10 protein-coding genes are annotated in these 12,967 nt (G+C 62.9%); 5 read left to right on the forward strand and 5 right to left on the reverse strand.

Translation table 11 applies throughout. From position 1 onward, the window contains the following. Positions 1–48: 48 nt before the first annotated feature. Positions 49–2,964 carry a UPF0182 family protein gene (locus ACFQ6Y_RS19285; protein WP_378533989.1) on the reverse strand — a complete coding sequence of 972 codons (2,916 nt, stop codon included), beginning with the start codon at positions 2,962–2,964 and terminating at the stop codon, positions 49–51. A gap of 174 nt (positions 2,965–3,138) precedes the next feature. Here ACFQ6Y_RS19285 and ACFQ6Y_RS19290 point away from each other — a divergent pair, with 174 nt between their 5' ends. Continuing rightward, positions 3,139–3,741 (forward strand): PPA1309 family protein, encoded by a 603-nt coding sequence (locus ACFQ6Y_RS19290; protein WP_019747831.1) that lies wholly within the window; start codon positions 3,139–3,141, stop codon positions 3,739–3,741. A 12-nt stretch (positions 3,742–3,753) separates the two neighbouring features. Here the strand turns inward: ACFQ6Y_RS19290 and ACFQ6Y_RS19295 are convergent, their stop codons facing one another. Continuing rightward, on the reverse strand, positions 3,754–4,776 hold the full coding sequence (locus ACFQ6Y_RS19295) for a PDZ domain-containing protein (protein ID WP_378635999.1): 1,023 nt from the start codon (positions 4,774–4,776) through the stop codon (positions 3,754–3,756). Positions 4,777–4,899: 123 nt separating this feature from the next. On the opposite strand from ACFQ6Y_RS19295, the gene ACFQ6Y_RS19300 reads away from it, so the two are divergent. The 3 genes from ACFQ6Y_RS19300 (at position 4,900) to ACFQ6Y_RS19310 (ending at position 8,678) form a co-directional block, all read left to right on the forward strand. Beyond that, complete coding sequence (locus tag ACFQ6Y_RS19300) at positions 4,900–6,300, forward strand: zinc-dependent metalloprotease (RefSeq protein ID WP_378533993.1); 1,401 nt, start codon at positions 4,900–4,902, stop codon at positions 6,298–6,300. Positions 6,301–6,400: 100 nt separating this feature from the next. Continuing rightward, complete coding sequence (locus tag ACFQ6Y_RS19305) at positions 6,401–7,330, forward strand: hypothetical protein (RefSeq protein WP_378636004.1); 930 nt, start codon at positions 6,401–6,403, stop codon at positions 7,328–7,330. 4 nt (positions 7,331–7,334) lie between these two features. After that, entirely contained in the window at positions 7,335–8,678 is a 1,344-nt protein-coding gene (locus tag ACFQ6Y_RS19310; RefSeq protein ID WP_378533997.1) for an ABC1 kinase family protein, read from the forward strand. Between the two features lie 5 nt (positions 8,679–8,683). Here ACFQ6Y_RS19310 and ACFQ6Y_RS19315 read toward each other — a convergent pair whose 3' ends face one another. Further along, positions 8,684–8,950 carry a WhiB family transcriptional regulator gene (locus ACFQ6Y_RS19315; protein WP_269590699.1) on the reverse strand — a complete coding sequence of 89 codons (267 nt, stop codon included), beginning with the start codon at positions 8,948–8,950 and terminating at the stop codon, positions 8,684–8,686. 570 nt (positions 8,951–9,520) lie between these two features. Further along, entirely contained in the window at positions 9,521–11,659 is a 2,139-nt protein-coding gene (locus ACFQ6Y_RS19320; protein WP_003942300.1) for an ATP-dependent DNA helicase UvrD2, read from the reverse strand. Positions 11,660–11,762: 103 nt separating this feature from the next. Between ACFQ6Y_RS19320 and ACFQ6Y_RS19325 the strand changes: the two genes are divergently transcribed. Next, positions 11,763–12,020 (forward strand): mycoredoxin, encoded by a 258-nt coding sequence (locus tag ACFQ6Y_RS19325; RefSeq protein ID WP_003942350.1) that lies wholly within the window; start codon positions 11,763–11,765, stop codon positions 12,018–12,020. 30 nt (positions 12,021–12,050) lie between these two features. Here ACFQ6Y_RS19325 and nudC read toward each other — a convergent pair whose 3' ends face one another. Further along, the gene (nudC, locus tag ACFQ6Y_RS19330; RefSeq protein WP_378534003.1) at positions 12,051–12,950 is read right to left on the reverse strand and encodes an NAD(+) diphosphatase; all 900 of its coding nucleotides are present in this window, start codon (positions 12,948–12,950) and stop codon (positions 12,051–12,053) included. Positions 12,951–12,967: the final 17 nt, after the last annotated feature.

Raw genomic sequence — 12,967 nt, forward strand, 5'->3', positions numbered from 1 at the left:
GGGCCTTCTGCTGTTCACGAACTGACGCTGTTCACGAACTGACGCTGCTTACCTCGGCAGCGCCTGGTACGCGTCAACAGCCTTCTGCAGGCGGTCGAGCGCAGCACCGTAGCTGGTGAAGTCACCGCTCTGTTGCGCCGACTTCAATGCGGCCATTGCCGAATTGACCTCGGCCAGTGCCTTCGTAACGTCGTCCGAAGAAGCCGGCGGGGCCGGTGCCGTCGGAGTTGTCGGCGTTTCCGGTTGCGCTCCGGTATCCGGATCGGGTGCCGGCTGGGTGACCGTCGCTGCCGAACCCGCGCCCGGCCAAATCTGACTGATCGCCTCGGAGACGGTCGGTGCATAACCGATCCGAATGCCGTTGGTGTCGCTGAAGCTCACCAGCACACGCGCCAGCTGAGGGAACGCGTTCTGCGAGTTTCGCTGCGAATACAAGGGCTCGACGTAGAGGATTCCGCCCTCGGCAATCGGCAGAGTCAGCAGGTTTCCGTACTGAATCTTGTTCGACTGCTTGAGCAGTGACACTTCCGAAGCAACACGCGAATCCGACGTCATCGCAGACTGAGCCTGCTGTGGACCCTGAGTCTGCGTATCGGTTGGCAACTGCAGCACCGTGAACTTGCCGTAGTTCTCCTTGTCGTTCGCCACCGAAATGTAGGCCGACAGCAACTCACGACTGAACCCGACCATCGGACTGGTCAGACGGAAATCCGCTTTCGCGGTGTCCTTGTCGCCCACCAGCACGTAGTACGGCGGCTGGTTGGCGGTCGTGTCGATCGTCGGATCGCTCGGAACCGACCAGAACGCGTTGTTGGTGAAGAACTCACTCGGATCGTCGACGTGGTACTTCGCCAGCATCTCGCGCTGGACCTTGAACATGTCTTCCGGGTACCGGAAGTGCGCCTGCAGGTCGTCCGAAATTTCGCTCTTCGGCTTGACCGTGTCCGGGAAGACCCCCATCCACGCCTTCAGAACCGGATCCTGCTCGTCGACCTGGTACAGCGTGACGGTGCCGTCGTAGGCATCGACCGTGGCCTTCACGGAGTTGCGGATGTAGGAGAACTCCTGGCGCGGAATGAGGCGCCCGGTCGTCTGGTCGATGCTGTCCTCGACCAAACCGTCGAGCGAACTGCGCTGCGCGTACGGGTAGTCCTGGGCAGTGGTGTAGCCGTCGATGATCCACTGCATCTTGCCGTCGACCACTGCGGGGTAAGCAGCGCCGTCAGTCGTCAGCCAAGGCGCGACCTCCTCGACCCTTTCCTTCGGATCACGCTTGAAGATGATCTTGGAGTTCGAGCCGATTGCACTCGAGAACAGGATGTTGCGCTCGGTGTACTTCGCCGCGAATGCAAGACGGTTGAACCAGTTGCCGATCGAAACGCCACCCGAGCCTGTGTAGGTGTACTTCGAGGTGTCGGTGTCGTACTCCCGCGGTCCCTCACCGTCGACGGAACCGACGATCGAGTAATCGGCGTCCGACTGACTGATCACCTCGCCGTAGTACGAACGAGGATTGTCCACCTTGAGGTTCTCGTTCTCGGGTGTGGTCGTCAGGTCGCTCACCGAGTAGATCGGGTAACCACCGGTGTTGTTCTGACTGTCGCCCTGCACGGCCGTGACTTCGTTTGCCTGGGCCGCGACGAAGCCGTTGCCATGCGTGTAGACCGTGTGCTTGTTGATCCAGTCCGTCTGGTTGCCGGAAAGGTTGTTCGGCGACAGCTCACGCGCGGCGACAACGAAGTCGCGCAACTGTCCGTCTTGTTCGTAACGGTCGACGTTGAGCGTCTGCGGGAACCCGTAAAAGTTCTTGAGCTGACGCTGAGCGGTGAACGTCGGCGACAGGATCGTCGGATCCAACAGTCGTGTGTTCGCGATCGTGGTCCGGTCGGCCGGAACATCTTGGGGCTGCTTGGTGCCGATGCCCGGGTAGTCGACGTAGTCGACGTTCTCTTCGGTGATCCCGTACGCCTGACGGGTCGCTTCGATGTTCCGCTCGATGTACGTGCTCTCCTTCTGCGCCGCATTGGGCTTGACGGAGAACTGCTCGACGATCATCGGGTACACGGCACCGACGAGCACCGACGAGAGAACCAGGAGAGCGACTGCCATGGCCGGTATCCGAAGATCCCGCGTGAAGATCGACGCGAAGAACGCCAAGGCGCAGATGACGGCGATGGACAACAGAATGAGCTTCGCCGGCAGCACCGCATTGATGTCGGTGAAGCCCGGACCGGTGAACGTCGGTTCCTTACGACTGCTCGACATCAACGAGTATCGATCGAACCAGTACGCAACCGCCTTGAGGAGCACGAAGGTTCCGGCGATAACTGCGAGTTGAATACGAGCGGCAGTGGTGAATGTCCCAGCGCGCCCGGCCAATTTGATTCCACCGAAAACGTAGTGGGTGATCAGATTTGCCACGAATGCCAGCAGGATCGAGACGAACAACCAGTTCAGAACGAAACGGTAGAACGGCAGATCGAAGGTGTAGAAGCCGACGTCCAGATGGAACTGGGGATCGGTGATGCCGAACTGCTGACCGTTGAGGAACAACTGGATGGTGACCCAGTTGGCCTGCGCGATGAGACCGGAGAGGATGCCGATCGCTACCGGAATGATCACGCCGAACAGACGAAGTCGCGACATGACGGTGGTGCGGTAGCGCGCGATCGGATCATTGGGTCCGGAGACCGGGACGAACACCGGACGGGCACGGTACGCGAGAAGCATCGCGAGCCACACGATGGCTCCGACGACAATTCCGACAACGAGGAAGAGAACGAATCGCGTCAGCAGAACCTTGGTGAACACACCACGGAAGCCGACTTCGCCGAACCACAACCAGTCCGTGTACATGCCGATCAGTCGCGGCCCCACGAGCAGCAAGGCCGCCACAACGACAGCCACCACCAACAAGATTCGACTGCGTCTGGACAGAGAGGGTAAACCTGCGGGGGGCCGCATGCCCACGTGCCACGCTCCAAGATTTGGCGACGCCGTGGCGTCGCAACCGATTGCATCGATCACTGCGGCCACGCCCGAGTGGACTTGGCCGTTTCCGACCACTCTACGTAACAACGGTCACGGGTTGACAACACGGAGAGCGGGAAGCCAGGCAGAAGGTGCGAGGATGAACGTGTGAGTGAAGAGAATATGAGCAGATCACCGAGTGCCCTCGCCCGGTGCGTTCATGAAGTAGTCGACCACATCGACGCCGAAGGCTGGGATCAACCGCCGAAGCTGTACGCGTTGGTACCCACCGAAATGCTCGCCGCAGCCGAACCCGGACTGCTGGACCAACTCGCCGAGGGTGCCGAATACACACCGATCGAGCAGGAATCGCTCCCCGAGGACATCATCGGCGGTTCACGGGCACTCGACGAGTTCCTGGCAACGACGCATTGGCCCGAGTCTGTGCAGGGTTGCATCCTGGTGCAGGAAATCGTCGTCCTACCGCCCGAGGCGGAATCGGATCTCGACCACGCCACAGCGCCGGTGTTGACCGATCAGCACGCGGCGGACGAGGTCGCTCGACTGACTGCCAACGCGCATCCCGATCGACGCGAAGCTCGACTGTTCGTCGGCGTGCTGCGTGACGGTCCTTCGCTGTCGCTGTTGCAGATGCGTCCCGACGAAGATGCGGATCCGTACGGCGACCTGGAACTGCTCACCTACGACGGTCTCGCACCTCACCTCGTGCACGCGCTGTACGCGACGCTCGACGAGGTCGAAGAAGACTGACAGAGACTGCTTTCAGCAGCGGGGTGCGTCGCCGCCGGTGTTGAGGCTCTCGAGTGAGTCCACTGCGCCGGGCAGGTTGTCGACCTTGACGAGTCGAAGCCCGTCCGGCGCATTCTGTTTCGCCTCGTCACAATTCTGGGCCGGCACGAGGAACGTCTCCGCACCTGCTTCGGACGCGGCGATCAACTTGTACCTGATACCGCCGATCGGACCCACTTCACCGGCGGAGTCGATGGTGCCCGTTCCGGCCACGAACTTTCCGCCGTTGAGCTCCCCCGGTGTCAGTTTGTCCACCAAGGCCAGCGTGAACATCAGTCCGGCAGAAGGACCACCGATGTCGGCGAGGTTGAACTGCACGGTGAAGGGGACGTCCGGGACCTCGTTGGGCGTGACGCCGAGGTAACCCGATTCGGGCTTGTTGGGCCGCGCCCCGACGGTGACCGGCACAACGGTCTCCACGCCCGCGCGAATGACGGTGACGTTGATCGCAGTGCCGGGAGCAATCGCCCCGACCGTGTCCTGAACGCTGCTGATCGTGGTGACCGGAGTGTCACCGATCTTGACCAGGACATCACCTTCTTGCAGCGCACCCGCAGCGGGACCGTCGGGGGTCACCTTCGAAACAGTCAGTGCCACCGGCTTGCCGAGAAAGTGGAGTGCGGCCAACTCGGCACTGTCCTCGGACTGCTGGAAGTCGGCGGTGTTGGCCTGCTGGATCTCTTCCTTCGACTTCTCGGGCGGATAGATCTCCGAGCGCGGGACGAGTCCGTTGCTGCCACTCGCCCACAGTCCGAATGCTTCGAAGATGTTGAGGCCGTCGCGAACAGACACCGTTGTCATGTTGAGGTTGCCGTCGGTGGGATCGACCTCGGCCCCCTGGATGTCGACAACGGGCTTACCGTCGACGTCGCCGAGCGTGTTGAAGGTGGGGCCCGGACCGAGCGCGACATAAGGAACAGTGACCATTGTTCCGACGACTCCCAACACGACGATAGGTGCGAGTGCGGCCAAGAGCGTCACTATCCGTCGATTCACCTGATCCAGAGTAAAGCGCGAAGGCGCCGGAGCACCGATCGCACCGCCTGAGCGCCGTGCGTGTTCGCCGTCAGCGTGACTCGGAGGGCGACTCCGACCGCTCGAGCCTTGTACCGTTGAGGTATGAGCAATATGCCGTTCGGCTTCTCCAACTCCGACGACGATCCCGATCGCGACAAGAACGCGGCGGGTGGCAATCCGTTCGGGGGTGGTGACATGCCGTTCGGGTTCGGCGCGGGCGGTGAGGGATTCGATCCGGCTCAACTCGGCCAGATGCTCACCCAGTTCGGTCAGATGCTGAGCGGAATGGGCTCGTCGATGGGCCAGGGCGATTCGTCCGGCCCGGTGAACTACGACATCGCCAAGAAGCTGGCACGCCAACAGATCGGATCGGTCACACCGATCACCGAGGGCAACGTCAAGGCGATCGCCGACGCAGCGCATCTGGCAGAGATGTGGCTGGACGCCGCGACAACGCTCCCCGCCGGAGCGAGCCGCACCCTCGCCTGGACTCCGAACGACTGGCTCGACAACACGATCGACACGTGGAAACGACTCTGTGATCCGGTAGCCGAGAAGGTAGCTGGCATGTGGGTCCAGGGACTTCCTGCCGAAGCGCAGCAGATGGCGGGCCCGATGCTGGGCATGCTCGGCCAGATGGGCGGACTCGCGTTCGGCTCGCAATTGGGCCAGGCACTGGGTCAACTGTCCACCGAGGTGCTCTCCTCCACGGACATCGGCTTGCCCCTCGGACCCGAAGGCACCGCGGCCCTTCTCCCCGCTGCGGTTCAGGCTTTCAGTGAGGGTCTCGAACAGCCACATCAGGAAGTTCTCGTGTTCCTCGCCGCGCGGGAAGCAGCTCATCAGCGCCTCTACAGTCACGTTCCGTGGCTGCGCCAGCGCGTCCTCGCGACAGTCGAGGAGTACGCCCGCGGGATCACGATGGACTTCTCGGCGATGGAAGAATTCGCCAAGGACCTCGACCCGTCTGCTCTCACCGATCCGAGCAAGCTCGAAGCGCTGATGCAGCAGGGCACGTTCGAGCCGCAGAACACACCGGAGCAGAAGGCCGCTCTCGAGCGGCTCGAGACACTGCTTGCGCTGGTCGAGGGTTGGGTGGAGACGGTCGTCACCGCCGCACTCGGCGAGCGACTGCCCGGTGTCGCCGCGATGAGCGAGACGTTGCGGCGTCGCCGTGCCACCGGTGGACCGGCCGAACAGACCTTTGCGACGCTCGTCGGACTGGAACTTCGTCCTCGTAAGGTCCGTGAAGCGGCCGGATTGTGGCAGAAGCTCACTGCGGAAGCCGGTATGGATACTCGTGACGGCGTCTGGTCACATCCCGACCTCATGCCCGATTCGAGCGATCTCGACGCACCGGACGGATTTGTCGCCCGTGTCCTCGGCGGCGGCGAAGCCGGCAATTTCGACGACCCGATCGCCCAGCTCGAAGCCGTCGAGGCAAAAGAGCGTGCGGCTGAGGCTGCGATGGACAAGACCCGCGAGGACGACGAAGAGAAGTAATTCCTTCTCGACACATCTTCGCAGTTCAGCAAGCTGACGGCCTGTGGATAACTGCCGCTGAAGCGGACTCTCCGGCCGCGCGTCATGCCAGCATCGAGCGATGACCGGTGACACGCAGAACAGCGCGATACACGACAGCACGACACAGAACACACAGCGATCCGTGGGACCCCGATGGGATCCACGGATCGCTGTTCTGTCACGCCCGGAGGGTCGGCTGCAGTTGGGATGGACCCCGGGACGCGCCGTCCTGCTGACGCTGCCTGTCGGGGTCGATGCGCGGGCGGTGAAGTCGATCCTTCGCACGATGGACGGCTCGAGATCACGCGCCACCATCCTCTGGGAAGCGTCGAAGCGCGGGATTTCGACGTCGGTGACGGAGGAGTTGCTCGAGCAACTCGCCGATTCCGGATTCGTCCACACTGCCGGCACTAGCGCCGCGTCCGTCCGGATCCACGGCGTCGGTCCGCTCTCGGACGCCGTCGACCGCGCCCTCGTCACCGACGGGATCAGCACGCGACGCTCGCGGGGCTACCGCAATACCGATGTCGTGCGCACGTGGAACGAACAACTGGTGGTCTTGGCCGACGACGTCGTCACAGATCCTCGCTTGGTCAGCGATCTCGTTCGATGCGGACTCCCCCACCTTTCCGTCCGCATCCGGGACGGCAACGGTGTGGTCGGCCCTCTAGTCCTGCCGGGTCAGTCGAGTTGCCTGCGGTGCGCCGACATCATCCGATCCGAACTCGACCCTCATTGGCTTCATCTGTCCGCGCAGCTACTCGGCAGCGCGGGCCACGCGGAATCGGCGATGATCCATGCAAGCGTCGCGCTGGCCCTGGCCGAGATCGACGCGGCTCTCGGTGTGGTGGACCGGCACGGTGCAACATCCGCAGCCAGTCTGTCGTCGACGCTCGAGATCGCGCTCCGTCCGTATCGAATCACAACGAGGCGCTGGCCTCGGCAAATATCCTGCAGTTGCCAATACCTGGCACCTGTTTCGGGCAAAGGGCGCCCCAGTCAGACATGATGGTGTGGTGTCCGAGATCCCACGCAAGAGTTCTGCCCGTACTGCCAAACTCGCGAGCATCCCCCTGGGGATGGCCGGTCGCGCCGCCATGGGCTTCGGACGCAAGCTCGCCGGCGGCGACAAAGGAGAGATCGACGCACAGTTGAGCGCGAAGGCTGCCGAGCAATTGTTCGCGGTGCTGGGTGAGCTCAAGGGTGGCGCGATGAAGCTGGGGCAAGCGCTCAGCGTCATGGAGGCGGCTATTCCGGAGGAATTCGCGGAACCGTACCGTGAGTCGCTGAACAAGCTCCAGGCCGCTGCCCCGCCGCTGCCGACCAAGCAAGTACACAAGATGCTCGATCAGCAACTCGGAACCAAGTGGCGCGATCGATTCCAGTCGTTCGACGACGAACCGACCGCGTCGGCAAGCATCGGGCAGGTTCACCGTGCGGTCTGGGCGGACGGCCGCGACGTAGCCGTGAAAGTTCAGTACCCCGGCGCCGACGAAGCTCTTCGCGCCGATCTCAAGACCTTGGGCAGATTTGCCGGCCTGTTCGGTTCGGTCATGCCCGGTGTCGACGTGCGACCCGTGATCGAGGAGTTCACCGCCCGCACGGAGGAAGAACTCGACTATCGGATCGAGGCGAACAATCAGCGAGCATTCGCGAAAGAATTCGACGGGGATCCGCAATTCGTGATCCCGCACGTCGTTGCGAGCGCGCCGAAAGTAGTCGTGACCGAATGGATGACGGCGACCCCGTTGACCAGAATCATCGAAAGTGGAACGCCGGATCAGCGCAATGCTGCCGGTGCGCTACTCGCCGAGTTCCACTTCGCGTCTCCGGCACGCGTCGGCTTGCTCCACTGTGATCCGCACCCCGGCAACTTCATGCTTCTCGAGGACGGCCGACTCGGCGTCATCGACTTCGGTGCTGCAGCGCCGTTCCCGAACGGATTGCCACGGGTTCTCGGGACGATGGTGCGCTTGGCGGTCGAGGAACAATTCGACGAGTTGACGGAGTTGTTGCGCGCCAACGGTTTCGTGATTCCCGGTCGCACGGTGACCGACAAGGAAATCGCAGATTACCTGCGCCCGTTCACCGACCCGATCCAGACCGAGTCATTTCACTTCACTCGGTCATGGCTGCAAAAGGCCGCCGGAACCGCCACTGACTTCAACAGTGCGCAGTTCCGAACGGCCCGTGCACTCAACCTTCCGGCCGAGTATTTGATGATCTTTCGTGTTCTTCTCGGTTCGGTCGGCATATGCGCCCAGTTGGACGCATATGCCCCGTACATGGAAATCCTGACTCGTTGGTTGCCAGGGTTCGCGGAGCCGGATCTGGATGAAACCGGCTCCGCCGAATAGAGCTCTCACGCGCACACGAGTTGCTTGCGTGGGCGCCCCCTCGGTCTCTTGCGCGCTATGACGGCCCCCTGATCGAGTATCTCGCCTCCCCACACCCCCCAGGGCTCGGCGCGGTCGAGAGCCGCACTGAGACAACGGGAACGGATGGGGCACTGCGCGCACAGTGCCTTGGCCTGCTCGAGTTCGGCCGGAGCTTCGGCGAACCAGAGATCGGGGTTGGATGCCCGGCACGGCAGGTCGCGGCGGGTGGAGGCGACCTCGATGAATGTCACTGCAGCCGAAGTGACGTCGGTGGATGTTGCTGCAGTGGTGGAGTTTTCGGATTCCACGCGGATTGTCTGGGCAGACAACTCGGTCTCCTAGTGCTCGGATGCGAAACTGTGTCGCACGATATGGGTTCGATGGGTGCGAACCTGAGCCGAGTCGGAAACCAGATCAAGAGGGGTATCCAACACAAAGGCCACGGTCCGCAGGGGCTGCGGGTCCGTGGCCGTAAGTGAACGGATGTGTCCTACCGAGAAATACCTCGATGGCTTAAGAACACGGACTCGACAGCTGCTTTCTTTGCTGCTGATTGAGGGCGCAGGCGGAACGCATGCTGCGCCCATTCCGCTGCACGCGGCAGCATGGGGGCGGCAACAGCGAACTTTGCGCTTGCGCACACTTCGTAAGAGATCAAGTTCGTCATTTATTTGCCACCTCCATTTCGTGTCGGTCCGGATAGTTTCTGCGCACAGGTTGCCCCGTAACACTGAAAACCAGAGTAGAGAATCTCTCGAATCTGCACAACCTATTTTTGACCTGCGGTTATGTAACTCACGGTTGTCGTTTCAGATGTGTTGTCAGATATCGAGTGTCGCTGCTCGCAGTTCACCGCGAATGACAGCAAGTACGTCTTCGCCGAAATTGTCGAGTTTCTTCGGCCCGATTCCGGGAATCGAGACCAGTCCACGATTGTCTTGTGGTCGTTGTTCGGCAATAGCCATCAGTGTGTTGTCACTGAAGACGACATAGGCCGGAACTTTGAGTTCACGGGATTTGTCCAGACGCCAGGCCTTGAGATGTTCGAGCAATTCCAGGTCGACATTGGACGGGCACTTCTCACAGCGTCCGAGCATTGTCGCCGACGTCCCGATCAGCGGTTTGCCGCATACGCGGCAGCGCGGACGCTTCTTGTTCCCCGACGACGGCGCGGCGACGCGCGAGGCAGGCGAGTCCTCCGGGATGAGTCCGTTGAGGAACCTCGACCGGCGACGGGACTTGCGTCCGCCCTCGTTGCGGGCCAGCGCCCACGACAGCTGCAGATGCTCACGAGCGCGGGTCACCCCCACGTAGAGAAGCCGACGCTCCTCCTCCACCGCTACGTCGTCGGCGCCGGAATTGGCGTCGCCGAGAACGTGTTGGATCGGCAGGGTGCCGTCGTTGAGGCCGACCAGGAACACCGCATCCCATTCGAGTCCCTTGGCCGCGTGGAGCGAAGCCAGCGTCACGCCCTGCACTGTCGGTGGGTGCCGCGCCTCGGCTCGGGCCGTGAGCTCCTGCAGGAGCCCGGTGAGCGTGAGTTCGGGTTCATGGACGAGTTGTTCTTCGGTCAGCGCCACGAGAGCCGAGAGCGACGCCCAGCGTTCGCGTGCCTGAGTACCCGAAGGCTCCTCGTTGGTCAGGCCGAGCGGAGCGAGTACGGCGCGAACGAGTGAGACCAGCGCTTCGCCGTTGTCTGCACCTTCGGGGAGGTCGTCGCGTCCGGCAGCCTGGCGCAGCGCCGCCACTGCCTGACGGACCTCGGTGCGAGTGAAGAAGCCCTCTCCACCGCGCACCTGAAACGGGATGCCGAGCTTGGTGAGCGCCTGCTCGTGCGCCTCGGACTGGGCATTGATCCGGTACAGAACAGCGATCTCGGCGGCGGGGGTGCCTGCCGCGATCAGCCGTTTGATCGCCCGCGCAACGCCGAGCGCCTCGGCCGGCTCGTCGTCGAACTCCATGAACTCCGGCTCGGGCCCTGGTGCGCGCTGGCCGATCAGCTGCAGACGCGTCCCGGCGATCCGCCCGCGCGCCGCACCGATCACGCGGTTCGCCAACGACACGACCTCAGGTGTGGAGCGGTAGTCCCGTTCGAGCCGGACGACGGTCGCCTCGGGGAATTTGCGGGAGAAGTCCAACAGGTAGTTCGGGGTGGCTCCGGTGAAGGAGTAGATGGTCTGATTCGCATCGCCCACCACGGTCAGGTCGTCGCGGTCCCCCAGCCAGGCGTCGAGCACTCGCTGCTGAAGTGGGGTGACGTCCTGATACTCGTCCACGACGAAGCAGCGATAGCGCTCGCGGAACTCGTCGGCGACCGTCGAATGCTCTTCGAGAGCTGCCGCTGTGTGAAGTAGGAGATCGTCGAAGTCCAGGAGCATGCCGTCCTGGCCGCGTGCCTTCAGCTCTTCGTATGCCGCATAAACCTGGGCCACCTTGGTGGCGTCGACCGGTGCCTCACGGCGAATCTTGGCGATCGCCCGTGGGTAGTCCTCCGGCGCGATCAGCGAAGCCTTCGACCATTCGATCTCGCTGGCGAGGTCCCGGACGCTTTCAGTGCTGGTGGACAATCCCACCCGAGCTGCGGCGCTACTGACAACTGCGAACTTTCGGTCGAGCAGACGCCAGGGCGTGTCACCGACAACCTGCGGCCAGAAGTACTTCAGTTGCCGGAGAGCAGCGGCGTGAAAGGTTCGAGCCTGGACCTGCGGCCCACTTCCGCCGACGCCCAGTTCACGGAGACGCCCACGCATTTCCCCGGCCGCACGAGCGGTGAATGTCACGGCAAGCACCTGACCGGCCGACACATGACCGTCGGCAACCAGATGAGCGATCCGACGCGTAATAGTGCGGGTTTTGCCTGTTCCAGCGCCCGCGAGAACGCACACCGGGCCGCGTGGCGCGAGCACGGCGGCCGATTGTTCTGGATCCAGTCCGGTGTCCGCAGGCATGGGCACCATCATGGCAGGACGTTCCGACACTCCAATCGCCGCGCCCGACGGTATGTGGGCAAGAGAACACGGGCCGATACGGAACAACGCTCTCGGTCGTGGTGTTATATCGGCCGTGACTTCTACCGAAAACGCGCCTGCCCTGACCATCTACTCGACCACGTGGTGCGGCTACTGCCGCCGCCTCAAGACGCAACTCAACGCGTCGGGGATCGAGTACACCGAGATCGACATCGAGAACGATCCGGCAGCAGCTGACTTTGTCGGCAGCGTCAACGGTGGCAATCACGTCGTTCCGACCGTGAAGTACGGCGACGGCAGCGTCGCGACCAACCCGTCGCTCAACCAGGTCAAGCAGGCTCTGGGTCTGTAGGTCCTCTCCGGCTGCTACCTGAACCAGCCCTTATTTGACCCAGCTCTCGAGCATTCCGCGAGCGATGGAGATCGATCCGGGCAGCAGCAGTGGCGCGTCCGCTTCCGAACCCCAGTCGCCGAGTTCGAGAGCGGCGCGCACCTCGTCCTTGGTGAACCAGGTGCCCTCGGCGATCTCGCCGTCTGCGAACAGCAGCGGAGCGGCGGGATCGCCGATTGCGGCAAAGCCCAACATCACCGAGCGCGGGAACGGCCAGGGCTGGCTGCCGAGGTATCGGACGCTGTGCACGTCGATACCGACCTCTTCCTTGATCTCGCGGACAACACACGTTTCGAGCGACTCCCCGGCCTCGACGAATCCCGCGAGAATCGAGAAACGCCGCTGCGGCCAGGTCGGCTGACGCGCGAGCAGAACTCGATCGCCGCCGTCGTGCACCAGGCAGATGACCGCCGGATCGGTTCGGGGAAACTCCTCGTGGCCCGTGGACGTGGAGATGCGAGACCAGCCGGACATGGTGGGCTCACTCGGCGCGCCGTCGATAGCGCTGAATCCGGCACTGTCGTGCCAGTTGAGAATCGCGACGGCACCGGTCAGCAGGCCGGCGTCCGCGTCGTCGAGTGTTCCGCCGAGCATCCGCAATTCGGACAACGTGCCCGCCAGCAGCGACACCCGCACTGCCCACACGTGGCGATTCTCGCGAATTCCCAGGAACACCGCACCGCGCACCGGTTCGGGTCCCAACTCGGTTGCCTCGGCGAAGACCAATTGACCTTCCGGCGACACCTTGACCTGCCCCCGTGAATTCACTCGTAGAAGCAGCGCATCCGTCCAGCCCGTGGTCAGTGCAGCGGCGTCCGACCGCAATTCCTCGGCGCGGCCGACGCTCGAACGTGAGAGCAGAGGTGTTTCGGTCAGCTGGAAGTCGTTCACGCTCACGACATTACTGC

This window comes from Rhodococcus sp. NPDC056516 (assembly GCF_042794655.1).
Lineage (GTDB): Bacteria > Actinomycetota > Actinomycetes > Mycobacteriales > Mycobacteriaceae > Rhodococcus_F.